Source organism: Grimontia sp. SpTr1 (genome assembly GCF_947387585.1).
In the GTDB taxonomy this organism is placed as follows: Bacteria; Pseudomonadota; Gammaproteobacteria; order Enterobacterales; family Vibrionaceae; genus Enterovibrio; species Enterovibrio indicus.
The window spans coordinates 1-23,460 of the sequence record NZ_CANDOD010000030.1 but is presented as its reverse complement, the minus strand read 5'-3'; the positions used below and the strand labels follow the sequence as shown (position 1 = coordinate 23,460).

Here is a 23,460-nt window from a genome sequence, read left to right as displayed (position 1 = left end):
GGTTAAAGCCCTTCCCCTTTTTATTCTAAGGACAGTCGTTTCTCGTCGTTTGAAGGATCAACTATGGCTTCTCAAGGAAAATACAGTTCGCGCCAGTTCTGGCAGCAACTGTTGCCAAAAATTGTCATTGCTCCCTCGTTCGCGCTGATCCTCTTTTTTGTCTACGGCTTTATCGCCTGGACAACCTACATTTCTTTCAGCCGATCGCGGATGCTGCCGAACTATAACCTCGATGGGGTTCGGCCTTATGAAAAACTCTGGAACAGCCTTAACTGGCAGGTGGCACTCGAAAACCTGGCAGTATTTGGCATCCTCTACATTGTGATTTGCTGTGCGCTGGGGTTGCTACTGGCGATTCTACTCGACCAGAAAATCCGTATTGAAGGCGGGCTTCGCCCCGTGTTTCTCTACCCCATGGCACTTAGCTTTATCGTGACAGGTACCGCATGGAAATGGTTCTTAAACCCTGGTCTTGGGCTTGAGAAAACCATGCATGAGCTGGGTTGGGAGAGCTTCAGCTTTGACTGGTTGATTAACCCGGAAATGGCGATCTATACCGTCGTGATTGCCGGGGTGTGGCAAACTTCAGGTTTTGTCATGGCGATGTTCCTTGCCGGGCTTCGGGGCATCGACAGCGAAATGCTGAAAGCCGCACAGTTAGATGGTGCGTCTTCCTTCCAAATGTATCGTCGCATCATCATTCCTCAGCTTCGTCCTGTGTTTTTGAGCGCCTTCATCGTGCTCGCTCACATGGCTATTAAAAGTTATGACCTGGTTATCGCGCTGACCGGTGGTGGTCCGGGCAATGCGACGGCATTGCCGGCCACCTTTATGTACTCGTACACCTTCTCGCGAAACCAGATGGCTGTGGGTTCGGCGAGCGCCATCATCATGCTGATGACCATTGCAGCAATCATCGTGCCTTACCTTTACAGCGAGTTGAAGGAGCCGAAGCATGGACAGCATTGATAATAAATCGCCGTTTCAGGGTGCGAAATTCTGGCGTGTGCTGATCTATACCACGCTCATCGTGTTCGCCTGCATGTACCTGCTTCCATTGTTCGTGATGCTGGTGACATCATTCAAAGAGCTGGATGAGATACGTCAGGGGAACATGCTGGCGCTGCCGGAAGTATGGACGGTTGAGCCATGGAAAGCAGCTTGGGGAACCGCATGTATTGGCCTTACCTGTGAGGGGATAAGCGGCTACTTTGGTAACTCAATTGCCATCACGGTGCCGGGCGTCCTGCTTTCCACCATGCTAGGTGCGTTGAACGGATATGTACTTACCAAGTGGCGCTTCCCGGGACATAAATGGGTGTTCGGCCTGATGCTGTTTGGTTGCTTCATTCCCTTCCAGGTGGTGCTGGTACCTATGAGCCAAGTGCTCGGTACCCTTGGCATTGCCAATACCACACCCGGGTTGGTAATGGTGCATGTGATTTATGGTTTGGGTTTCACCACGCTGTTTTTCCGTAACTATTACGAAGCGTTTCCTAGCGAGCTGATTCGCGCCGCCATGATTGATGGCGCGGGCTTCTTCCGCATGTTCTTCCGCATTTTGCTGCCAAGTTCCGGCCCCATCATTGTGGTGACCATCATCTGGCAGTTCACCAATATCTGGAACGACTTCCTGTTCGGGGCATCATTCGCATCGGGCGATACCGCGCCGATCACGGTAGCGCTGAACAATCTGGTGAACTCTTCCACGGGTGTAAAGGAATACAACGTCCACATGGCTGGCGCCATGATTGCCGCGCTGCCCACCCTTTTGGTTTATGTCCTGGCCGGTCGCTATTTCGTACGCGGTCTGATGGCTGGCTCAGTAAAAGGATAATCTGAATGGCTTCTTTGACGCTGAATAATGTAAAAAAACGCTTTGGTCATGTTGAGGTATTGAAGGGTATCGACATCGCCATTGATGATGGTGACTTTCTGGTACTGGTGGGGCCATCCGGCTGTGGTAAGTCGACTTTGCTTAACATGATTGCCGGTCTCGACAGCATCAGTGATGGGGATGTGTCTATTGGTGATGTGGTGATTAACGATCTGCATCCGGCTGATCGGGATATCGCCATGGTATTTCAGTCCTATGCACTTTATCCGAACATGACCGTTGGTCAGAACATCTCGTTTGGACTGGAGATGCGTAACGTTCCAAAGCCGGAGCGTGACCGCAAGATCAATGAAGTGTCTTCTATGCTGCAGATTGAGCACTTGCTGAGCCGCAAACCGGGTCAGCTTTCAGGTGGTCAACGTCAGCGTGTTGCGATGGGAAGGGCGTTGGTTCGTGACCCAAAAATCTTCCTGTTCGATGAGCCGTTGTCTAATCTGGATGCCAAGCTCCGTGTTGATATGCGTACTGAAATCAAACGTCTTCACCAACGTTTGAATGCGACGATTGTGTACGTCACCCATGACCAGATTGAAGCGATGACACTCGCAACCAAGATTGCGGTCATGAAAGATGGCGAGCTGCAGCAACTCGGATCTCCGGCAGAAGTCTACGACAACCCGGCCAATACCTTTGTGGCAACCTTTATGGGAAGCCCTTCGATGAATTTGGTTGATGCTAAGGTGTTGGAAGCGGATACCAACCGCACCGTGTTGGAACTGGAAGGGTTCGATGGTGTGAATCAATCGATCGCGTTTGATGTTGGGTTTGCAGACTTAGCTGCTTATGTCGGGAAGACCGTGAGTCTTGGTGTGAGGCCAGAAGACATTACCGAACAAGCCGATGGCGAAGGTACCTTGCATTGCAAAGTCGATGTGACTGAGCCAACGGGCGCAGACACTTATGTCATCACCTCATTGGGCGGTAAGGAAGTGGTGGCGCGTATGCCAGCCAATATTGCGCTGAGTGCAGGGGACATGGCGCATCTTGGCTTTAATCCTGAAAAGCTGGTGTTGTTTGATACTGATGGCGGCAACCGGATCCGTTAAGAGCTTTTGTTCTTGTAATAAAAAACGCTCCCGAGGGAGCGTTTTTTATTTGTTTTTTCTTCAGGTTCCTACGTTTAAACCGGATACGGTCTGCGCAACGTTTTCTGCACCGGAACGGATTTCTTCCATCACAGTGGAAGCTTCAGATATCTGCTGGGTACCTTTTTCTGCAGCTTCTGACACGCTCGACATCTTACGGGTTGCATCGGATGTCAGGTCACGGTTTTTCTTCACAACGTCGGTAATTTCAGCAGTCGACTGGCTGGTGCGCGCAGCAAGTTGTCTGACTTCATCCGCAACCACAGCAAAGCCTCGGCCCTGATCACCGGCACGCGCCGCTTCAATCGCAGCATTTAGTGCCAGAAGATTCGTTTGGTCAGCTATGTCACTAATGGTGGATAGGATGGCTTCAATGCTCTTAGATTGCTCATTGAGTTGGGTAATGGCGTTAGAGGTTTCCAGCACCTGATCGGAAATAGACTGTGATGTCGCAACCGTCGACTCCAGCACACCTGCGCCTCTTGTGGCAATCTCTGCTGTCTTGACCGACGTTGAGTAAGCGACTCCTGCAGCGTCGCGAATTGCATGCTCCTGTGTCACTTTCTCGGTAATGTTATTAGCGAACTTCACGACACGGATAACCCTGCCTTTGTCATCAAACACTGGGTTATAAGTCGCGCGGAGCCAGAGGACATTGCCCATGGAATCTTTTCGTTCAAACTGGCCTGCTTTGAAATCACCATTGGCAAGTTCGGCCCAGAAATTAGGATTATCCTGATAGAAATGATCGGGACAGAACATACGGTGATGTTTGCCCTGAATTTGGTCGAGTGTGTATCCAACAGCACCTAGGAAATTAGCATTGGCTTGAATAATGGTGCCGTCAGGGTGAAACTCAATCATGGCCATAGACTTATTCAGTGCGTCAAAAACTGCTGCCTGATCATCTAGCTTGATCTTTTCTTTGGTAATGTCTGCAGCGATTTTCATTACCTCAACCACGGCACCGTTTTCTTTAATCGGGAAGTAAGTGGCTTCAAGCCATAGCCTCTCTCCTTTTGAATTTAGCCGAGGAACTGTCCCACTGATGACTTCACCACCACGCAGTCTCTCCCAGAATTTCTGATATTCCATGCTTTGACCGTACTCAGGGTCGCACAACTCTCTGTGATGCTTTCCTGTCAATTGCTCAAGCGTAAAACCTACAGCACCGAGGAATATGTTGTTTGCGTGTTTGACGACACCTTCAGGTGTGAAGTGAATTGTCGCAACACTGTTGTTGATGGCATCCAAAATGGCTTGGTTGTGTGAAGCACTTAATTCCAGTTCTTCCAGTTGTTTTTTCAGTTTCCCGTTAAACATGATTGCTTTCCTTCCTCAGCAAGCACAAACAAATGATTCAAAGAAAGTCGGTGCACAAAACCGATAGAGCACCTCTTTAAAACTAGCTGATAATTTGGTCATTTGTATGAAAAGTGAGATTGGTTGGTGCGGGGGTCGATAGAAGGATTAAACTGGGTGAGATATTAAAAAAACAGCCAGCAATTTGCTGGCTGTTTTTTTAATAACAATATAAACCTACGTAAGTTATGTCTTGGCGCTTTTAGGTACAGGTAAGATCTTAACCTGCTTAATCATATTCTCAGCGACTTCAACAATTTCCATTTGATGCCCTTCGACCTCAATACTTAACTGACTGCTCGGGATATCTTCAAGGTGTTCCAGTATCAGGCCGTTAAGAGTACGGGGGCCGTCGGTTGGAAGTTCCCAGTTCAGGCTTTTGTTGAGGTCGCGGATATTCGCGGTGCCGTCAATCATGAAACTGCCGTCTGGTAGGGCGGTAATTTCCTCTGCCAGACTTGGTGACAGTGAGGTAGTGAATTCGCCGACTATCTCTTCCAGAATATCTTCCAGAGTGACCAAGCCAATGATGTCGCCGTATTCGTCGACAATCATACCGATACGTTGCTTGTTGCGCTGGAATTTCAGCATCTGAACATTCAGTGGCGTACCTTCCGGGATGTAGTAAACCTCATCCGCGGCGCGTAACAGGTTCTCTTTGTTGAACTCGTTTTCCACCATCATCCGGTAGGCTTCACGCACACGAAGCATGCCAACCACTTCATCAATATTGTCGCGATACAGCACCATACGGCCATGTGGCGCATGGGTGAGCTGACGCATGATGGCTTTCCAGTCATCATTGACGTTGATGCCAGTGATTTCGTTTCGCGGCACCATGATGTCATCCACGGTGATTTCTTCGAGCTCAAGAATCGACAGCAGCATATTCTGGTGACGGCGAGGGATGAGCCCGCCCGCCTCATTCACGACTGTACGAAGCTCTTCAGAGCTCAGGTTGTCTTTTCCGCTGTGATCAGTCGCAAGCCCCAGAATTTTAAGAAAGCCATTGGTAATGCCATTCACCACCCAAACCAGCGGATAAAGCGCTTTCATCAAAACATTGAGTAAAAGGCTGCTGGTGTAGGAAACGCGTTCTGGATAGAGTGCTGCGAGGGTTTTGGGTGTCACCTCTGCAAATACGAGGATAACAAGGGTAAGGCCACCGGTTGCAATCGCGACGCCGAGATCGCCAAACAGGCGCATGCCCAGAATGGTTGCGATGGCGGAAGCGAGAATGTTAACCAGGTTATTTCCGATGAGGATCAGGCCAATTAGCCTGTCTGGGCGCTCAAGCAGCTTTTCTACACGCTTAGCGCCTTTATGCCCTTGCTTGGATAGGTGTCGAAGCCGGTATCGATTTAATGCCATCATGCCGGTTTCGGAGCCGGAAAAATACGCAGAAATAAAGATGAGCAATACCAAAACGGTCGCTAGCGTTCCCGTCGATATGTCGTCCAAATTGCAAGTTCCTTCTTGTTTGGTTCAACCCTAATTAAGGGCAAGAATTTGCGTCCATGTCAAACATTGCTGCGCAAACTTTATACACAAACGCCCCGTTAGGGTAAAGAAAGCCTATAAAAAGGGGCGTCTGAATAGAGAGACCGTTAACCTGCGATAATCACTTCGCGGACAAAACGGCTGCCAAAATAGGCGAGTGTAAGGAGGAATGCTCCCACGATGCTGATCCAGATAACGCGGCGTCCGCGCCATCCTGATTGATAATGTCCCCACAGCAGCACGCCGTAAACAATCCATGCCATTGCGGACAGCACAGCTTTGTGTGCTTTGCCCTGAGCAATCATGTCCTGCACAAACACAAGACCGGTCAGCAGGGTCAACGTCAGTAACACTTCACCAATCAGAATGATGTTGAAAAGCTGTCGTTCTACAGCCATGAGTGGGGGCAGGTTGGGGTTCATCACCAGCTTTTTCTTGTGTTTCAACTGATGGTCAAGCCATGCCAGTTGAATGGCATACAAAGTGGCAATCATCAGTGTGGAGTAAGAGAAAAGCGCGAGGGATATGTGCACCAGAACTTCTGGGTGTGCTTCTAGGTGGGTGATAAACGCACCGGGAAGCAATGTGGCTGCGGTCAGGTTAATCGCAGAGAAACTATAAACCACAGGCAGTAGCACCCAAATCCGCATCCTGAACATGAGCCCAGTGGTAATCGCGGCAATGATAAAGCTAATGAGGGACGCGACATTAAGGATACTAAGGTTCTGCCCACCGCCTGACAGGATGAGATCAGAAAGCAGGTAAGCATGCAGCACCAACGCACCACACGCGCTCAGGAACACCGAGCGAGCCGGGATCTGATTCGGGCCGGATAGGCCGGGAATAATTTGCAAAAGCGCCGCAAAATAAAGCAAAGCGGCGGTGAGTGCTAAAAAGATATCCATGTGTCTTTCAACAACATCGCGTCAAAAAGGAAGGAGTCAGTATACCTTGCGCAACTGAGAGTCGCTATCAACACGAGCCGATCTTTGAGACGTAAACCTGTCTTACCCGCGACAAATTTTAGGAAAAGTGCCTGCAAGCCACTTTAAAACTATCGTTAAAGGCAGCATGTAAGCATCAGCAATAATGAGATATAATCGCGCCAATTTTGTGTTTATCGCCACCTGACAGGATTTCGGGTCACGTGGTGCCATCGCGTAGATAAGCGAGTAGGACATGTTTGAAAACCTAACGGATCGTCTATCCCGTACGCTGAAAAACATCAGCGGTCGCGGTCGACTGACAGAAGACAATATTAAAGACACGCTGCGTGAAGTACGCATGGCGCTGCTGGAAGCGGATGTTGCGTTGCCAGTGGTTCGTGACTTCGTGAAGAAAGTAAAAGAAAGCGCAGTTGGACTGGAAGTGTCGAAAAGCCTGACCCCGGGTCAGGAATTCATCAAGATTGTTCAATCTGAACTTGAAGCTGTGATGGGTGAATCCAACTCTGAGTTGGATTTGGCAGCGCAGCCACCGGCTGTGGTACTGATGGCGGGCCTGCAAGGTGCAGGTAAAACTACCAGTGTCGGTAAGCTGGGTAAAATGCTCAAAGAGCGCCACAAGAAGAAAGTGCTGGTGGTCTCTGCTGACGTTTACCGCCCTGCGGCGATCAAACAGTTGGAAACACTGGCAGGCGATGTGGGCATTGATTTCTTCCCATCAACGCCGGACCAAAAGCCAGTTGATATTGCCAGTGAAGCATTGGCGCACGGCAAACTGAAATTCTATGACGTGGTTATCGTCGATACCGCAGGTCGTCTGCACGTCGACGAAGAGATGATGGACGAGATTAAAGACGTCCATGCAGCAATCAATCCTGTTGAAACTCTGTTCGTGGTCGACGCCATGACAGGTCAGGATGCGGCGAACACTGCTAAAGCCTTCAACGATGCGCTGCCGCTAACCGGTGTGGTACTGACCAAAGTGGACGGTGATGCGCGTGGTGGTGCGGCGCTGTCTGTTCGTCATATTACCGGTAAGCCAATCAAGTTCCTGGGTGTAGGTGAGAAAACCGACGCACTGGAACCTTTCCACCCTGACCGTGTTGCCAGCCGTATCCTTGGCATGGGTGACGTTCTGTCACTGATTGAAGATCTCGAGCGCAATGTCGACAAAGACAAAGCCGAGCAACTGGCGAAGAAGTTTAAAGAGAAGAAAGGTTTCGACCTTCAGGACTTCCGCGACCAGCTTCAACAGATGAAGAACATGGGCGGTATGATGGGGATGCTCGACAAACTGCCTGGCATGTCAAACCTGTCTGATGATGTGAAAAACCAAGTGGACGATAAAATCTTCGTTCAGATGGAAGCCATCATCAATTCCATGACGCCGAAAGAGCGTGCACGTCCAGACTTGATTAAAGGCTCACGTAAAAAACGTATCGCCGCAGGTTCAGGTACTCAGGTACAGGACGTTAACCGTCTACTCAAGCAGTTTACCCAGATGCAGAAGATGATGAAGAAGATGCAGAAGGGCGGCATGAAGAACATGATGCGCAATATGAAAGGCATGATGGGCGGCATGGGTGGTGGCGGTGGTATGTTCCCACGCTAAACCGCAATAAAACCTATTCTCCGGTCAGATGAAAGACGCTGGCTGGGATTCGATAGAGCGACGGAATCGCTAAGTGATTGAAGTCCAGTTACTGCTGATGCTTTTTTAGCTAAAGCAGTTGCATTCGATCACAGAAAGCGTAAAATTCCGGAGCTTTATTTTGGCACGAGGCCCCGTATTAGCACGGGGCCAATTTAATTTAGTAATGCAAAGAGGACGATATGGTAACCATTCGTTTGGCACGTCACGGCGCTAAAAAGCGTCCATTCTATCAAATCGTTGTTGCAGACAGCCGCCAAGCTCGCGACGGTCGCTTCATCGAGAAAGTAGGTTTCTTCAACCCAGTTGCACAGGGTCAAGAAGAGAAGCTGCGTCTGGACCTGGACCGCGTTAACCACTGGGTTGGCGAAGGTGCAGCTGTTTCTGACCGCGTAGCTAAGCTGATCAAAGACGCTGCTAAAGCTGCGTAATTGATTAGTGTCAGGGTTGAAAGAAAAAGAAATGAGTGAGCAAGAAAAGGTTGTAGTAGGCAAGCTAGGTGCTTCTTATGGCATCCGTGGCTGGCTCAAAGTTTTTTCTTACACTGAAAACGCCGAAAACATCTTTAGCTACACACCTTGGTTTATCAAAGTGCGTGGCGAATGGCAGGCATTCAGTCTTGAAGACTGGAAACGCCATGGTCAGGGTTATGTAGGCAAGTTGAAAGGTCTGGATCAGCGTGAAGACGCTCAGGCACTGACAAATGCTGAAATCGCTATCAATGCAGAAGTATTGCCTTCGCTGTCAGATGAAGAATTCTACTGGCGCGAACTGTACGGAATGGAAGTGGTGACAACCAAAGGGTACAACCTGGGTAAAGTCACGGACATTCTGGAAACGGGCTCTAACGACGTATTGGTTATTCAAGCGAACCCGAAAGATGCTTTTGGCCAGAAGGAACGTTTAATACCGTTCCTCGATGGGCAAGTCATCAAGTTGATTGATCGCTCTGCTCAACGGATCGAAGTTGACTGGGATCCTGGATTTTAATTCCCCCAGTAACATTTAAAGCAATGGGAGTGGAAAAATGTGGGTTGGTATAATCAGCCTTTTTCCTGAAATGTTCCGTGCTGTTACTGAATTTGGGGTAACTGGCCAGGCGGTTAAAAAAGGCCTGCTCGAGGTAGAAGCGTGGAATCCCCGCGATTTTACCCACGACAAACACCGGACGGTTGATGACCGCCCATATGGTGGAGGCCCAGGCATGTTGATGATGGTTCAGCCTTTGCGCGATGCCATTCACACTGCCAAGAAAGCCGCTGATGGCAAGGCGAAAGTGATTTACCTTTCACCTCAAGGCCGAAAGCTTGACCAAGCAGGTGTTGAGGAGCTGGCGCAGAACGAGAAGTTGATTCTTATCTGTGGACGCTACGAAGGGGTAGATGAGCGCATTATACAAACCGAAGTCGATGAAGAATGGTCTATCGGGGATTTTGTGCTCAGTGGCGGTGAGCTGCCAGCCATGACGTTGGTTGACGCGGTTGCTCGGTTTGTACCGGGTGTCCTCGGAGACTTTGCGTCAGCGGAAGAAGATTCTTTTGCAAATGGTTTGCTGGATTGCCCTCACTACACGCGTCCTGAAGTGTTGGACGGATTGGAAGTACCTTCGGTACTGAAATCCGGAAATCATAAGGACATTCGCCGCTGGCGATTGAAAGAATCGCTGGGCCGTACCTGGCTCAGAAGACCAGAGCTCCTGGAAAACCTAGCTCTGACTGACGAACAGGAATCACTGCTTGCTGAGTTCATTAACGAACACAGACAAGTACCTAAAGATATTTAGTATCAGTTTATTCTAGGGTATAGAAAATGAGTAACATCATCAAAGCGCTCGAAGATGAGCAACTTAAACAAGACGTTCCTGCGTTCAACGTAGGTGACACTGTTGTCGTTCAAGTTAAAGTTAAAGAAGGACAGCGTGAGCGTCTGCAGGCTTACGAAGGCGTTGTAATCGCTAAGCGTAACCGTGGTCTACATTCAGCATTTACCGTTCGTAAGATCTCTAGCGGTGAAGGCGTTGAGCGTGTATTCCAAACTCACTCACCAGTTGTTGACAGCATTACTGTTAAGCGCCGCGGTGCAGTACGTCGTGCCAAACTGTACTACCTGCGTGAGCGTTCTGGTAAGGCAGCTCGTATTAAAGAGCGTCTGGCTAAGAAATAATCGCTCCGGCGTTTATACCCGAAAGGGAAAGAAAGCCCGCCTGTTTAGGCGGGCTTTTTCTTTTTCTGCAGACGGAAAATGCGTGCCATAATGCGAGCTTCATGAAGGAGATATAACGTGCAGTACGATTGGATTTTATTTGACGCTGACGAGACCCTGTTTTCTTTCGATGCTTTCGCGGGTCTTCAAACAATGTTCAAAACCTTAGGTGTTAACTTTACCGAGCAGGATTTTGCAGAGTATCAGACCGTCAACAAGCCGCTTTGGGTGAAATACCAAAACGGTGCAATCTCGGCGAAACAGCTTCAAGAAGATCGTTTTCTGGTATGGGCTGAGCGTTTGGATATTGAACCGGGTGAGCTTAACCGCCGTTTTCTCGATGCCATGGCGGATGTTTGTGAACCTTTGGAAGGTGTACGTGAAACCCTGCCTTTGCTGGCGCAACATGCAAAACTCGGTATCATCACTAATGGCTTTGTGCAGCTTCAACAAATCCGCCTCGAAAAAACAGGGCTTCGGGACTACTTCGACTTGGTAGTGATTTCAGAGCAAGTTGGTGTGGCCAAACCTGATGTTGCTATCTTTGATCATGCCTTCAATGAGATGGGTCACCCTGATAAAGCGCGCGTCCTGATGATTGGCGACAATGCAGATTCCGATATCCTTGGTGGCATCAATGCGGGTATCGACACTGGCTGGCTGAATGTTGATGGAAAAGTGAAACCGGAAGGTATTGAGCCAACCTTTACTGCTGCTTCTTGGGCAGATATTCGCGCTCTATTGTTGGATTAATCCTCTGGTTGTCTGGGTCTATCCGTGCAGCTTGAGTCCTGGGCTGCACTTCTTCATTCCTCTCCAAAAGAAATTTGCGCTGCGTTCCATAAGCTAACCATTTCATACTGGGTTGCAAACTTAGCACATCACAGTCAACCAAATCGCGCTTCACTCTCAACATGCTGAACGCTGGTGTTCGGCGGCGTTTCGCCAAAACAATAATGAGAGGAAAGCACAATGGAACCAACAGACACACTACAAAAACAGTTGGTTGGAGCGCTATCGAGAAATTGGTGGGTGTTGTTATTGCGTGGTATCGCGTCCATTATTTTCGGCTTCATGCTCTGGACCTTGCCGACGGAAGAGTCGGTGGAAACACTTATTCTGGTATTCGGTATTTTTGCATTTGTGGACGGCGCACTTCAGGTGTGGACAGCCATTATGGAGCGCAAAGAACGGGATAACTGGGTGGTACTGATGCTTTGGGGTGTGGTCGGGATCGCGGCCGGGATTATGACGTTTACTGTGCCGGGACTTACTGCGGTTGCCTTGCTGTTTTATATAGCCGTTTGGGCGATAGCGAAAGGTGTGCTGGAGATCATCGCCGCGATCAGGCTTAGGAAAGAAATCACTGGTGAATGGCTGCTCATTCTCGGAGGTATTATCTCCATTCTGTTCGGCGGCTTTCTGATGTCTAATCCCGCTGCAGGTGCGACGGCACTCATTTGGGTGATTGCGATGTACGCGTTTATTTTTGGTGTCTTGTTTGTAGCGCTTTCCTTTAAGCTCAAGGGATTAAAAGAAAATGTATGACGCCAATTCTGCACCTTTCCACTGAATCGGTATATAGTGACACTTTCCAAATCAATCTTAAGGAACACAGGATGTTGAAAAAATCCTTTGTGTCACTGGTTGCGTTGATGATCGTTGGCTGCGCATCCGTCGGAGATGCAGAGTCTTTGGTGAAGAAAGGCGATTGGCAGGCAGTCGGTGAGCAGGACGGTCTTAGAGGTATCCCTTCCCGTTCAATGTCAGATCTGAATGAACTGGCACAGCGTGCTGGTGGACAGAATGTCGATGTGAGCGATTACGAGTCTGGCTATGCGGAAGGTGTTGATCGCTATTGCAGCCTGGACAATGCCTATGACATTGGTTTGTCGGGCATGCAGTATTTGGGTGTGTGTGCCAACAGACCTGATGGTCTTCGCTTTCAGATGCAATGGCAGAGAGGTTTTGAGGACTTCCAATCAGCTGACCAGACTTTCTGATTGAGCTAGTAAAATAGCAACCCCAAGCAAAAAGGCCTTTTCGAAAGGCCTTTTTCTATTTTGTACGTTTTGGTTTACAAAAGTGTTTCCAATATGCTGATTGGTGAAGTCAGTTATATAGCCTTTAAGTTTGACCTTTATACTACTATGTAAATATAAATTTACGTTGTTATTTTATCTTTACGATCTATTGCATTCGTCTCTCAGATTGTTATTGTATGGGCAGTTGCGTGATAAATACCCATTCAATGCGCAAAATAGATTCAGAAAGGAAAAATGTTATGGAAAGAGATCTGCTTACTAACGTACATATTCAGGACGAAACGGTTCTGATTACCCCTGACCAACTGCGCAGCAAGCTACCTGTAAAGGAAGAGACGCTGGCCTTTATTTCAAAAGCGCGTCAGGAAATTGCAGATATCATCCATAAGAAAGATCACCGCCTTTTGGTCGTGTGTGGTCCTTGCTCGATTCACGATACTGATGCGGCGATTGAATACGCAAGAAACCTCAAGGCGCTTTCAGAAACCCTGAAAGATCAGATTTACATCGTGATGCGAGTTTACTTTGAAAAACCACGCACCACGGTTGGCTGGAAGGGACTCATCAACGACCCAAATTTGGATGGCTCTTTCGATGTAGAGGCAGGTCTTCACAAAGCCCGTGAACTGCTTATCACACTGGCTGACATGGGTCTGCCACTGGCAACAGAAGCCTTGGACCCAATCAGCCCGCAATACATTGGCGATCTGTTCAGTTGGGCGGCGATTGGCGCGCGTACGACGGAGTCTCAGACTCACCGAGAAATGGCGAGTGGCCTTTCCATGCCAATTGGCTTCAAGAACGGTACTGATGGCAGCCTGGCAACTGCGATTAATGCGATGAAGGCGGCTGCATCTGGTCACCGTTTTATGGGTATTAACAAAGAAGGTCAGGTTGCACTGCTGACAACTCAGGGCAACCCGGATGGTCATGTGATTCTGCGTGGCGGCAAGCAGACCAATTATGACTCAGTTTCGGTTACAGAATGCGAAAATGAGATGAAAGGGGCAGGGCTTGAGCCTTCACTGATGGTAGACTGCAGCCACGCCAACTCTCGAAAAGATTTCCGTCGTCAGCCACTTGTCGCTGAAGATGTGTTCCACCAAATCCGTGAAGGAAACCAATCCATCATTGGTTTGATGATTGAGAGCAACATCAACGAAGGCAATCAGTCTGCGGACTTGCCGCGTGAAGAGATGGCTTACGGGGTGTCTATTACCGACGCATGCATCAACTGGCAGGATACTGAAAACCTGCTGCGCCGTGCCCATGATGAACTGACACCTTTCCTGGAACAGCGTTTACAAGGACATTAAGCCACATGGTTGCAGAGTTGACCCAACTTCGGGATCAAATTGACGAAGTCGACAAACAAATGGTCGAGTTGCTGGCACGCCGACTGGAATTGGTCGCGGAAGTTGGCGAGGTGAAGAGCAAACACGGTTTGCCGATTTATGCGCCGGATCGTGAGGCTGCTATGTTGGCATCACGTCGTGAAGAAGCTGCTTCTCGCGGGATTCCGCCGGATCTGATTGAAGATATTCTTCGTCGCACCATGCGTGAATCTTACGCCAGTGAAAACGATTCTGGATTTAAATGCCTGAACCCGGATCTGCGTTCTATCGTGGTGGTGGGTGGCCATGGCCAGTTAGGTAAAGTGTTCTGCAAGCTTTTCCGACTTTCTGGCTATGACGTTAAGGTATTGGGCTCGAAAGATTGGGACAAGGCTGAAGAAATACTCTCTGATGCTGGCATGGTGGTTGTCACCGTGCCTATCAATAAAACTGACAGTGTTATTCGCTCATTAGGCAAGTTGCCCGATGATTGCCTCTTGGTAGATCTGACCTCCATCAAGAGTGAACCTCTGCAGGCTATGCTGGAATCACACAAAGGACCAGTGGTGGGTTTGCACCCTATGTTTGGTCCGGATATTTCTAGTCTCGCTAAACAAGTGATTGTGTACTGTGACGGGCGAAATCCGGAAGCGTACCAATGGCTGCTTGAGCAATTCCGCATCTGGGGTGCGAGTTTGCACCGTATCAGCGCGATTGAGCATGATCAGGGGATGACGTTGATCCAAGCGTTACGCCACTTCACTTCGTTCGTGTATGGTCTGCATCTGGCGGAAGAGAATCCGAATCTGGAGCAGCTTACAGCGCTTAGCTCGCCAATATACCGCCTTGAACTGGCGATGGTGGGCCGATTGTTTGCTCAGGACGCCCAGCTTTACGGGGATATCATAATGTCCTCGACGCAAAACATCGACATGATTAAGCGTTTCCACGCGCGTTTTGGCGAGGCGATTAACCTGCTCGATAAGCAAGACAAAGAAGGCTTTGTCCAGGCGTTCAGCCAGGTGGAAAACTGGTTCGGCGACTTTGCTCCGCGCTTTATGAAAGAAAGTCAGAACCTACTTCGTCAGGCGAATGACACCACGCAACGCGGTTAACACCAATCGTAGTAAATATCTGCTCATCCTAGCTGGTTAAAATGCTCGATAACTGCGTTGAAAAATTTGATTGTAGAATAACTACTTATCGAAATTTTTCGCCTTGTTCTCGAGCATTTTTCCTACGCTATTTCTGATCATCTACCTACTGTGATTGGTATAAGCTGCACGAGATAAAACAAAAGGAGCCAGTTGGCTCCTTGTCTGTTTCCAGGGTCTGTTGACCCTCCTAGCATTCAGTATCGTTAAACGTCGATTTCTGTTGGGGCAACGTTCTCAATCGGGTAAGAGCCCAGTACTTTAATGTAGCGGGTGATCTTGGTGAGCTCTTCCAATGCTTCTTTCATCACATCCGTACGCATATTGCCTTCTACATCCACATAGAACATCTCTTCCCATGGGTTGCCAAGCACAGGGCGTGATTCCAGTTTGGTCATGTTGATACCGTGATTGCGCAGCACAAGCAGACATTCCACCAGGGAACCGGCAGATTGTCCGGTAGACATGATAAAGGTGGTTTTGGCTGGGATCAGCGCAGTGACTTCTACAGGCTTACGTGCGACAACGATAAAGCGGGTGTGGTTTTCCTGCTGATTGGCGATGCCGAACTTCAGTGGCTTAAGACCATAAAGTTCACCGCTTGCCGCATTACCAATTGCAGCCACATTTGGCTGGGCCATGGCTGCGACTTCTTTCATCGCCTCCGCGGTGCTTGAGCAATACTCTTGCTTTATACCACTGCCCAGAGATCTCACGAACTCACTGCATTGTTGATGCGGTTGTGGATGCGAATAAAGCACTTCGATTTGGTCAATCTGCGTGTCCACCGCGGTCAGAAGGCAGTGTTCTATCGGCTGGGTGATCTCTCCGACGATAGACAATCGGGTATGCTGAAGTTGGTCGTAAACATCATTAATAGAACCCGAGCTGGTGTTTTCAATCGGCAGCACACCGTAATCGGCATTGCCGGTTTCCACCATTTCCAGCACTTCTTTAAAGCTTGAGCACTGGATCTCCGCGAGCTTGGTATGTTTACGTGCAAAAAAGTTGCGGGTTGCCAGATTGGAGTAAGAGCCTTTGCCACCGAGGAAAGAAACGCGGGCAAGCGGTTGTTCATTGTCTGGGTTGGCAAGGCGTTGCAGGAATGCCTGTTGGTAGAGCACAGAGTCTTCAATAATGGTGTGGAAAATTTTGGTGACGTACTGTGGGTCCAACTCGTGGGATTTCCCATTGGCAACCAGCTTCTCAAGCAGCGCTTGCTCACGTTCAATATCACGGACGGGCTTTTGGGTTTGGATTTTGCTTTTAGCGACTTCAAGACTCAGCTTACGTCGTTCTGCCAGCAGTGACAGCAGCTCTTGATCGATACGGCTGACATTCACCCGTATTTCATCAAGTGACAATGTTGGTTTACTCATTCCTTGTTCCTACTCATTATTCAGCGCCCAAAACAAAAAAGCCTCCCTTTCTGAGGGAGGCCTTCGGGAATCTGTCGTTATCGATGCTCGCCCTTACGCCCCACCTCTTCAGAAGCGGAAAAAGAAGCGAAAGAAAAACGAAGTGGTTTGCGACATCGATACTTTATCTTGTTGGTTCAATTATTGTTCAACCTTATTGGGACGGCGTTGTCATGTCAAGACGAATCAGCCCCGCACTTGGCGGGGCTGACTGGTTTAATCCTCTGGATAGATTAGATAGCTTCAGATTCTTCTTCCGGTACTTCCACACCTGCATGGCTTGCGCGGCGTGCTTCGCCTTTGTGAGCTTGTTTGTTTAGCTGTTTCTCCAGTTTCTGGCCCACTTCATTGATGGCGGCATACATATCTTCATGCTCAGCGGAGGCAATCAATTTTGCACCTGGCATAGACACGCCAGCTTCTACTTTGAATTTGTTACCTGGTTCTTCACTGATGACAGCATGAGGGTTAATGAGAGCGACTTGCCATTTCTCTAGCTTTTCAAAACGAGACGTAATGCGATCGCGAATGGCAGGAGTGATGTCGATGTTTTTACCAGTAATTTCTACTCTCATAGATGTTTCCTCTTTTGCTTGCCCTTTGCTGGGCTCACTTTCAGATTACGTTTCTGGAGGGGAAATAATGTGATCTAAATCACTTTTGTGTCGCGAAATTTTATTGGTCAGGGGATTTGTGATCCTGTGTTTAACTTCGGTTTAAAAAGTCCGGAAAGTGCTTGAATCGGTCAAAAGAAGTGGTGCAAGATGAAGAGGTTAAGGTCGCTAACGAACACTGAACGTTAGGGACTTTGTTCGTGCTAAAGAAGGCTTTGGCGAAGAATGCAGCAGTTCACTATTTCGCCCGGACAAACAATCTCACACCCAAATAAACAAAAAGCAGCCATCAGGCTGCTTTTTTCTTTTTAGTTTGAAGGGCGCTATTAGGCATCCACACCATTCAGTTTCATTAACTCGCGGGTTCGTTGCGCTGGTTCTTCCAGTTTCAACTCTTCATAGGCTTTAAGCATCAACGGAAGCGATTTCTTCGCGGCATCCGTATCTGGGAAATCACGCTGGATTTGCTGACAACGGTTGATCACAGCAACCCAAGCTTCACGGCGAACATAGAAATCGGCAGTGGCCAGTTCGTAATCTGCCAGACGGTTTTTCAGCGCGACAAGGCGTTTTGCTGCATCAGCGGCGTAATCACTGTCTGGGTATCGATCCAGCAGTCGGCGGAAGTCCACAAACGCACGGCGCACTGGTTCAGGGTCGCGGTCTTCACGATCCATATTCAGCATATCGTGGATGAAGCTTCTGTCCTGCGCCATGTTGGTCAGGCCGCGCATGTAGAGTACCCAATCCATCTCAGGGTGACCCGGATTCATGCGCATGAATCGGTCAATGGTGGCTTCACCTAAGGCCAAATCGTCATTCTTGTAGTAAGCGTAAATCAGATCCAGTTGAACCTGCTCTGAGTAAGCACCAAACGGGTAGCGTGAGTCCAGGGCTTCAAGCTTTTGGATTGCGGTGTTCCAACTGCCTTCATTAAGGGAAACCTGCGCTTCCTGATACAGCTCAGAAGGCGGAATATCAGGGACAACTTCTTCCGTGCTTGAACATCCAGCCAGCAGGGAAATAGCAAGTAAAGAGGATAAAGTAAGGCGTTTCATTACTACAGTTGCTTCCTTGAAAGAATATTTTCAGCCTTTGCCATTACGGAGACAGCCGCAAAAAGCTACAATGGCGCGATTGTGGGCTATTCTACCCATCGACCAGATATAATACCAACTGGTAAACGTGACTGAGCCCGAGGGCTTACATCAATACCACTTGGTATTAGTCTCATTGAGAATCAAAAAGTTCGTTATGGCACAGCAGTTAGAGTTAAACAGCACAGTAAATGAGAATCAACTGGGTCAGCGTCTGGATCAGGCATTGGCAGAGTTGTTTCCGGATTATTCCCGATCACGCATCAAAGAATGGATTCTGGCCGACAAAGTAAGCGTCGATGGTGAGATCGTCAACAAACCACGTTTGAAAATGATGGGTGGTGAAGCCATCGTCGTTCAGGCAGAAATCGAAGATGAACAGCGTTGGGAAGCGCAGGACATTCCACTGAACATCGTTTATGAAGATGACGATATTATCGTTATTAATAAACCGCGTGATTTAGTGGTACACCCTGGTGCCGGTTGCCCTGACGGTACCGTATTGAACGGTCTGCTTTTCCATTACCCTGATATCGCTGAAGTACCGCGTGCGGGTATCGTGCACCGTCTGGATAAAGACACCACCGGCTTGATGGTGGTAGCGAAAAATATCCCGACCCAAACACGTTTGGTTCGCGCACTGCAAAAGCGTAAGAAGTTCACCCGTGAGTACGAAGCGATTGCACTGGGTAACATGACAGGCGGTGGTATGATTGAAAAGCCAATCGGCCGTCACTCTACCAAGCGCACACACATGGCTGTTCAGGAGCTGGGTAAACCAGCAATTACGCATTACCGTGTGGTTGAGCACTTCCGCGCGCACACCCGTCTGCGTCTTCGTCTGGAAACCGGCCGTACGCACCAGATCCGTGTTCACATGGCATATCTGAACCACCCTCTGGTAGGTGACCAGCTTTATGGTGGTCGTCCACGTCCGCCACGCAATGCGGGTGATGAGCTGATCCAGACATTGCGTCAGTTTGACCGTCAGGCACTTCATGCTGTTATGCTGCGTATTGAACACCCTACCACCAAAGAAATGATGGAATGGCACGCACCAATCCCAGATGACATGGTGAAACTGACTGAAGTACTGCGTGCAGACACCTTAGAGCACGGAGACGAGGACTACTGATCATGGATTGGATCACGCCAGACTGGCCCGCGCCTTCAAGGATTAAAGCTGTGAGCACCACCCGCCAAGGTGGTGTCAGCCCTGTTCCTTTTGATAGCCTGAACTTAGGCGATCACGTGGGCGATGACAGTGATTTCGTGGTGAAAAACCGCCAAACACTGGCAGAAGTGATGTCGATGCCGACATCTCCAGCCTGGTTGAATCAAGTTCATGGTACAGAAGTCGTGACTTTGCCTTTGGCCGTTGATGAGGTGCCGGATGCCGATGCCGCCTTTACGGGAGCTCAAGGGCAGGTGTGTGTGGTGATGACTGCCGATTGTCTTCCTGTGCTTTTCTGTAATGAAGAGGGGACACAGGTGGGGGCGGCACATGCTGGCTGGCGCGGTTTGGTCAACGGTGTGTTGGAACAAACGCTCAGTAAGTTTGATGAGCCAAGTAAAGTGATGGCATGGCTTGGCCCTGCCATCGGCTCTGACGCTTTTGAAGTGGGTAGCGAAGTGCGCGATCAGTTTATGGCGCACGATGTAGCCGCCGAAAAAGCGTTTAAGCCACACAACGATCGTTGGTTGGCAGATATCTACCTCTTGGCAAGGCAGCGACTTCAAGCCGCAGGTGTGACCCAGATTTATGGCGGAGAACACTGCACAGTCTCTGCTCCGGAAACCTTCTTCTCCTACCGTAGAGAAAATCGTACAGGCCGTCAGGCCAGCTGTATCTGGATCGGTACAGAACGCGATTAACCAAATCGACAAAAATTTCGCCACTCAACTTGAAATCAGCCGCCGCCGCTCCCATTTTTTCGTTAAGCAACATCAAAGCTATTATCGAAATTATTAAAGGGGGGAGGCTATGCGCCTTGACCGATTTACCAGCAAATTCCAATTAGCCATCTCTGACGCTCAGTCACTGGCTTTAGGGCGCGATCATCAGTATATCGAGCCCGTGCACTTGATGGTGTCTCTCCTCAATCAGGATAGCAGCACCATCCGTCCTCTGATGACTCTCCTGAATGTGGATCTGACTCAACTACGCTCCAGTCTGAGTGAGCTGCTCGACAAGCTACCGAAAGTGACCGGCACTGGCGGCGATGTCCAGCTCTCCCACAGCATGGGTATGCTTTTCAATATGTGTGACAAGCTGTCCCAGAAGCGTAAAGACAAATACATCTCCTCAGAGCTTTTTATTCTGGCTGCCGTTGAAGACAAAGGTGCTTTGGGTGAATTACTCAGAAGTCTTGGCCTGACAACCAAGAAAGTGGAAGACGCGATTGATAAAGTGCGTGGTGGTCAGGCTATCAATGATCCTAACGCGGAAGAAGCGCGTCAGGCGTTGGAAAAGTTCACCATTGACCTGACTGAAAAAGCCGAGCAGGGCAAGCTCGACCCGGTGATTGGCCGTGACGAAGAAATTCGCCGCACCGTGCAAGTGCTACAACGCCGTACCAAGAACAACCCAGTAATCATTGGTGAACCAGGCGTGGGTAAAACCGCCATTGTTGAAGGTCTGGCGCAGCGTATCGTCAACGGTGAGGTACCTGAAGGGCTTCGCAACAAACGTGTGCTTTCTCTCGACATGGGTTCTCTCGTTGCCGGTGCGAAATATCGTGGTGAATTCGAAGAACGCCTGAAGTCAGTTCTCAATGAACTGGCGAAAGAAGAAGGTAACGTCATTCTCTTTATCGACGAAATCCACACTATGGTGGGTGCAGGTAAAGCAGAAGGAGCGATGGATGCGGGCAACATGCTTAAGCCTGCATTGGCGCGTGGCGAACTTCATTGCGTTGGTGCCACCACATTAGATGAATACCGTCAGTATGTGGAAAAAGATGCGGCACTTGAGCGTCGTTTCCAAAAAGTGCTGGTGGATGAACCAACGGTTGAAGACACCGTCGCTATTTTGCGTGGCCTTAAAGAGCGTTACGAGCTTCACCATGCGGTGGAAATTACTGACCCCGCGATCGTTGCTGCTGCGAGTCTCTCTCATCGCTATATCTCGGACAGACAGCTGCCGGATAAAGCCATCGATTTGATTGATGAAGCGGCGTCGAGCATTCGTATGCAAATAGACTCCAAGCCGGAGCAGCTTGATCGATTAGAGCGTCGTTTAATCCAACTCAAGATTGAGCAACAGGCATTAGCTAAAGAAAACGACGAAGCAAGTAAGAAGCGTCTTGAATCCCTGCAAAGTGAAATTGACGAGAAAGAGCGTGACTATGCTGAGCTGGAAGAAGTGTGGAATGCAGAGAAAGCAGCGCTTTCCGGAACGCAACACATCAAGAGTGCGTTAGAGCAGGCACGCACGGATTTAGACATTGCACGTCGTGCAGGTGACCTTAACCGCATGTCTGAATTGCAGTATGGCCGTATTCCTGAACTGGAAAAGCAGCTCGATCTGGCTAGTCAGGCGGAAATGCAGGAAATGACCTTGCTTAAAAACCGAGTGACTGACGCTGAGATTGCAGAAGTACTATCCCGTCAAACCGGTATACCTGTCGCCAAGATGCTGGAAGGCGAGAAAGAAAAGCTACTTCAGATGGAAGATGAGCTTCATGGTCGGGTGATTGGGCAATCAGAGGCAGTCACCTCGGTGGCAAACGCTATTCGTCGCAGCCGTGCCGGCCTTGCTGACCCGAATCGCCCGATTGGCTCGTTCCTGTTCCTTGGTCCAACAGGTGTGGGTAAAACAGAACTGTGTAAATCACTGGCAGAGTTTCTCTTTGACAGCAGCGACGCGATGGTGCGTATCGACATGTCAGAGTTTATGGAGAAACATTCAGTGGCTAGGCTGGTGGGTGCACCTCCTGGCTATGTGGGATATGAAGAAGGCGGTTATCTGACAGAAGCAGTTCGCCGTCGTCCTTATTCTGTCATTCTATTGGATGAAGTAGAGAAGGCGCACCCTGATGTCTTCAACCTTCTTCTACAGGTGTTGGATGATGGCCGTCTGACAGATGGTCAGGGGCGTACCGTTGATTTTCGCAATGCTGTGGTGATCATGACCTCCAATCTGGGTTCTGATCGCATTCAGGAACATTTTGGTGAACTGGATTACAATGGCATCAAAGCCATGGTGATGGATGTGGTGGGCAAACATTTCCGCCCAGAGTTCATTAACCGAGTCGATGAGTCAGTGGTCTTCCATCCATTGGGTCAGGAGCACATCAAGTCTATCGCCGGTATCCAGCTTGCGCATTTGGCAAAACGTATGGCTGAGCGTGACCTGAAGTTGGAAGTCACCGACGAGGCACTAACGCTTATCGCGGATGCGGGATTTGATCCGGTATATGGGGCTCGCCCACTTAAGCGCGCCATTCAGCAAAGTGTCGAGAACCCATTGGCACAATCTATTCTTCGCGGAGAAGTGAAACCAGGCTTGCCGGTGAAACTGATTGTCGAAGACGAGCAAATAAAAGCGGTGCAATAAAGACAGGCTTAAAGAGTAAGAACATAAAGAGGCCCAATAGGCCTCTTTTCTTTTATCTATATCCAGGTGCTTCCCTCGATTTTAAAAGTTACCCACAGCTTTTTGTGGGCTTGATGTGGGTAAAATGTGTGGAAATAAGCCTTTCGCGCAAAAGATACTCAAACGATGACTTTTCTACAAAAAAGTTTAAAAAAGCCCTTGCCAGAATTCGAGACCTCCCTATAATGCGCCCCATCGACACGGCAAGCGGCTCCCAATAAGGAAATGCCCACCAAGTCGAAACGCGAAAACCTCATCATCAAAGCATTGAAAAGTGCGGCGAAGAGGTGAGTCAACAAGGTGTTTTGAGGGTTGCGAAAGCAACGCTGAAAAATCTCAAAATTTCTTCTTGACTTCATCGCCCGGCAGCGTAAAATTCGCAGCCCTGACGGTGAGAAGCGACGCTTCTTCAAGTCAACGTTCTTTAACAATTTGACCTATGCAATCTGTGTGGGCACTCGTAATTGATAGACAAAAGATTTATCGATGTTTACTGAGTGACCAAACGAAAACTCTTCGGAGTTATCGGCACAGTCAATTCGTTCTGCTATTTCTTTACT

The 23,460-nt window shown here is 49.1% G+C and carries 22 protein-coding genes; 16 read left to right on the top strand and 6 right to left on the bottom strand.

Annotated features, from left to right (window positions below; genetic code table 11):
- The first annotated feature begins 63 nt into the window (after positions 1-63).
- From QL223_RS24825 to ugpC, 3 genes are read left to right on the top strand one after another with little or no spacing between them, the layout of a single operon-like run.
- Positions 64-969 carry a sugar ABC transporter permease gene (locus tag QL223_RS24825; protein ID WP_281546273.1) on the top strand — a complete coding sequence of 302 codons (906 nt, stop codon included), beginning with the start codon at positions 64-66 and terminating at the stop codon, positions 967-969.
- Positions 956-1,837 carry a carbohydrate ABC transporter permease gene (locus tag QL223_RS24820; RefSeq protein WP_002540072.1) on the top strand — a complete coding sequence of 294 codons (882 nt, stop codon included), beginning with the start codon at positions 956-958 and terminating at the stop codon, positions 1,835-1,837. Before QL223_RS24825 ends, QL223_RS24820 begins: the two co-directional genes overlap by 14 nt.
- A 5-nt stretch (positions 1,838-1,842) precedes the next feature.
- A complete protein-coding gene (gene ugpC, locus QL223_RS24815; protein ID WP_281546272.1) occupies positions 1,843-2,943 on the top strand; it encodes a sn-glycerol-3-phosphate ABC transporter ATP-binding protein UgpC in 1,101 nt (366 codons plus the stop codon).
- A 60-nt stretch (positions 2,944-3,003) separates the two neighbouring features.
- Here ugpC and QL223_RS24810 read toward each other — a convergent pair whose 3' ends face one another.
- The 3 genes from QL223_RS24810 to QL223_RS24800 form a co-directional block, all read right to left on the bottom strand.
- A complete protein-coding gene (locus QL223_RS24810; protein ID WP_046306474.1) occupies positions 3,004-4,305 on the bottom strand; it encodes a PAS domain-containing methyl-accepting chemotaxis protein in 1,302 nt (433 codons plus the stop codon).
- Between the two features lie 225 nt (positions 4,306-4,530).
- Positions 4,531-5,805, bottom strand: a complete 1,275-nt coding sequence (locus tag QL223_RS24805; protein ID WP_046306472.1) for a CNNM domain-containing protein — start codon at positions 5,803-5,805, stop codon at positions 4,531-4,533.
- Between the two features lie 146 nt (positions 5,806-5,951).
- Positions 5,952-6,749 carry an inner membrane protein YpjD gene (locus QL223_RS24800; RefSeq protein ID WP_046306470.1) on the bottom strand — a complete coding sequence of 266 codons (798 nt, stop codon included), beginning with the start codon at positions 6,747-6,749 and terminating at the stop codon, positions 5,952-5,954.
- Between the two features lie 274 nt (positions 6,750-7,023).
- On the opposite strand from QL223_RS24800, the gene ffh reads away from it, so the two are divergent.
- From ffh to tyrA, 10 genes are all read left to right on the top strand, one after another.
- Complete coding sequence (gene ffh, locus QL223_RS24795; protein WP_002540066.1) at positions 7,024-8,400, top strand: signal recognition particle protein; 1,377 nt, start codon at positions 7,024-7,026, stop codon at positions 8,398-8,400.
- Between the two features lie 221 nt (positions 8,401-8,621).
- Positions 8,622-8,870 carry a 30S ribosomal protein S16 gene (rpsP, locus tag QL223_RS24790; protein ID WP_002540065.1) on the top strand — a complete coding sequence of 83 codons (249 nt, stop codon included), beginning with the start codon at positions 8,622-8,624 and terminating at the stop codon, positions 8,868-8,870.
- A gap of 31 nt (positions 8,871-8,901) precedes the next feature.
- On the top strand, positions 8,902-9,429 hold the full coding sequence (gene rimM, locus QL223_RS24785) for a ribosome maturation factor RimM (RefSeq protein WP_039850224.1): 528 nt from the start codon (positions 8,902-8,904) through the stop codon (positions 9,427-9,429).
- A gap of 37 nt (positions 9,430-9,466) precedes the next feature.
- Positions 9,467-10,222, top strand: a complete 756-nt coding sequence (gene trmD, locus QL223_RS24780) for a tRNA (guanosine(37)-N1)-methyltransferase TrmD (RefSeq protein ID WP_002540061.1) — start codon at positions 9,467-9,469, stop codon at positions 10,220-10,222.
- 26 nt (positions 10,223-10,248) lie between these two features.
- Complete coding sequence (rplS, locus tag QL223_RS24775) at positions 10,249-10,602, top strand: 50S ribosomal protein L19 (RefSeq protein ID WP_002540060.1); 354 nt, start codon at positions 10,249-10,251, stop codon at positions 10,600-10,602.
- A gap of 117 nt (positions 10,603-10,719) precedes the next feature.
- Positions 10,720-11,394, top strand: coding sequence for a pyrimidine 5'-nucleotidase (gene yjjG, locus QL223_RS24770; RefSeq protein ID WP_002540059.1), 675 nt, complete (start codon positions 10,720-10,722; stop codon positions 11,392-11,394).
- A gap of 219 nt (positions 11,395-11,613) precedes the next feature.
- A complete protein-coding gene (locus QL223_RS24765; protein WP_002540058.1) occupies positions 11,614-12,189 on the top strand; it encodes an HdeD family acid-resistance protein in 576 nt (191 codons plus the stop codon).
- A gap of 71 nt (positions 12,190-12,260) precedes the next feature.
- Complete coding sequence (locus QL223_RS24760) at positions 12,261-12,644, top strand: DUF2799 domain-containing protein (RefSeq protein WP_002540057.1); 384 nt, start codon at positions 12,261-12,263, stop codon at positions 12,642-12,644.
- Positions 12,645-12,925: 281 nt separating this feature from the next.
- Positions 12,926-14,002, top strand: coding sequence for a 3-deoxy-7-phosphoheptulonate synthase (locus QL223_RS24755; RefSeq protein ID WP_281546271.1), 1,077 nt, complete (start codon positions 12,926-12,928; stop codon positions 14,000-14,002).
- A 5-nt stretch (positions 14,003-14,007) separates the two neighbouring features.
- On the top strand, positions 14,008-15,135 hold the full coding sequence (gene tyrA, locus QL223_RS24750; protein WP_281546270.1) for a bifunctional chorismate mutase/prephenate dehydrogenase: 1,128 nt from the start codon (positions 14,008-14,010) through the stop codon (positions 15,133-15,135).
- A 245-nt stretch (positions 15,136-15,380) separates the two neighbouring features.
- On the opposite strand, the gene pheA is transcribed toward tyrA, so the two are convergent.
- The 3 genes from pheA to bamD form a co-directional block, all read right to left on the bottom strand.
- The gene (gene pheA / locus QL223_RS24745; RefSeq protein ID WP_281546269.1) at positions 15,381-16,553 is read right to left on the bottom strand and encodes a prephenate dehydratase; all 1,173 of its coding nucleotides are present in this window, start codon (positions 16,551-16,553) and stop codon (positions 15,381-15,383) included.
- A gap of 272 nt (positions 16,554-16,825) precedes the next feature.
- Positions 16,826-17,167, bottom strand: a complete 342-nt coding sequence (raiA, locus tag QL223_RS24740) for a ribosome-associated translation inhibitor RaiA (RefSeq protein ID WP_002540053.1) — start codon at positions 17,165-17,167, stop codon at positions 16,826-16,828.
- A 365-nt stretch (positions 17,168-17,532) separates the two neighbouring features.
- Positions 17,533-18,264, bottom strand: a complete 732-nt coding sequence (gene bamD / locus QL223_RS24735; RefSeq protein ID WP_002540052.1) for an outer membrane protein assembly factor BamD — start codon at positions 18,262-18,264, stop codon at positions 17,533-17,535.
- A 196-nt stretch (positions 18,265-18,460) separates the two neighbouring features.
- Between bamD and rluD the strand changes: the two genes are divergently transcribed.
- The 3 genes from rluD (at position 18,461) to clpB (ending at position 22,861) form a co-directional block, all read left to right on the top strand.
- Positions 18,461-19,438 carry a 23S rRNA pseudouridine(1911/1915/1917) synthase RluD gene (gene rluD / locus QL223_RS24730; RefSeq protein ID WP_002540051.1) on the top strand — a complete coding sequence of 326 codons (978 nt, stop codon included), beginning with the start codon at positions 18,461-18,463 and terminating at the stop codon, positions 19,436-19,438.
- 2 nt (positions 19,439-19,440) lie between these two features.
- Positions 19,441-20,178, top strand: coding sequence for a purine nucleoside phosphorylase YfiH (yfiH, locus tag QL223_RS24725; RefSeq protein WP_002540050.1), 738 nt, complete (start codon positions 19,441-19,443; stop codon positions 20,176-20,178).
- A 109-nt stretch (positions 20,179-20,287) separates the two neighbouring features.
- Entirely contained in the window at positions 20,288-22,861 is a 2,574-nt protein-coding gene (gene clpB, locus QL223_RS24720) for an ATP-dependent chaperone ClpB (protein ID WP_002540049.1), read from the top strand.
- Positions 22,862-23,460 lie beyond the last annotated feature (599 nt).

What these genes read in the sequence shown, in the direction of transcription:
- QL223_RS24825 (WP_281546273.1), top strand. Translation starts at nt 64, where the DNA reads ATGGCTTCTCAAGGAAAATACAGTTCGCGCCAGTTCTGGCAGCAACTG.
- QL223_RS24820 (WP_002540072.1), top strand. Translation starts at nt 956, where the DNA reads ATGGACAGCATTGATAATAAATCGCCGTTTCAGGGTGCGAAATTCTGG.
- ugpC (WP_281546272.1), top strand. Translation starts at nt 1,843, where the DNA reads ATGGCTTCTTTGACGCTGAATAATGTAAAAAAACGCTTTGGTCATGTT.
- QL223_RS24810 (WP_046306474.1), bottom strand. Translation starts at nt 4,305, where the DNA reads ATGTTTAACGGGAAACTGAAAAAACAACTGGAAGAACTGGAATTAAGT.
- QL223_RS24800 (WP_046306470.1), bottom strand. Translation starts at nt 6,749, where the DNA reads ATGGATATCTTTTTAGCACTCACCGCCGCTTTGCTTTATTTTGCGGCG.
- ffh (WP_002540066.1), top strand. Translation starts at nt 7,024, where the DNA reads ATGTTTGAAAACCTAACGGATCGTCTATCCCGTACGCTGAAAAACATC.
- rpsP (WP_002540065.1), top strand. Translation starts at nt 8,622, where the DNA reads ATGGTAACCATTCGTTTGGCACGTCACGGCGCTAAAAAGCGTCCATTC.
- rimM (WP_039850224.1), top strand. Translation starts at nt 8,902, where the DNA reads ATGAGTGAGCAAGAAAAGGTTGTAGTAGGCAAGCTAGGTGCTTCTTAT.
- trmD (WP_002540061.1), top strand. Translation starts at nt 9,467, where the DNA reads ATGTGGGTTGGTATAATCAGCCTTTTTCCTGAAATGTTCCGTGCTGTT.
- rplS (WP_002540060.1), top strand. Translation starts at nt 10,249, where the DNA reads ATGAGTAACATCATCAAAGCGCTCGAAGATGAGCAACTTAAACAAGAC.
- QL223_RS24765 (WP_002540058.1), top strand. Translation starts at nt 11,614, where the DNA reads ATGGAACCAACAGACACACTACAAAAACAGTTGGTTGGAGCGCTATCG.
- QL223_RS24760 (WP_002540057.1), top strand. Translation starts at nt 12,261, where the DNA reads ATGTTGAAAAAATCCTTTGTGTCACTGGTTGCGTTGATGATCGTTGGC.
- QL223_RS24755 (WP_281546271.1), top strand. Translation starts at nt 12,926, where the DNA reads ATGGAAAGAGATCTGCTTACTAACGTACATATTCAGGACGAAACGGTT.
- tyrA (WP_281546270.1), top strand. Translation starts at nt 14,008, where the DNA reads ATGGTTGCAGAGTTGACCCAACTTCGGGATCAAATTGACGAAGTCGAC.
- pheA (WP_281546269.1), bottom strand. Translation starts at nt 16,553, where the DNA reads ATGAGTAAACCAACATTGTCACTTGATGAAATACGGGTGAATGTCAGC.
- raiA (WP_002540053.1), bottom strand. Translation starts at nt 17,167, where the DNA reads ATGAGAGTAGAAATTACTGGTAAAAACATCGACATCACTCCTGCCATT.
- bamD (WP_002540052.1), bottom strand. Translation starts at nt 18,264, where the DNA reads ATGAAACGCCTTACTTTATCCTCTTTACTTGCTATTTCCCTGCTGGCT.
- rluD (WP_002540051.1), top strand. Translation starts at nt 18,461, where the DNA reads ATGGCACAGCAGTTAGAGTTAAACAGCACAGTAAATGAGAATCAACTG.
- yfiH (WP_002540050.1), top strand. Translation starts at nt 19,441, where the DNA reads ATGGATTGGATCACGCCAGACTGGCCCGCGCCTTCAAGGATTAAAGCT.
- clpB (WP_002540049.1), top strand. Translation starts at nt 20,288, where the DNA reads ATGCGCCTTGACCGATTTACCAGCAAATTCCAATTAGCCATCTCTGAC.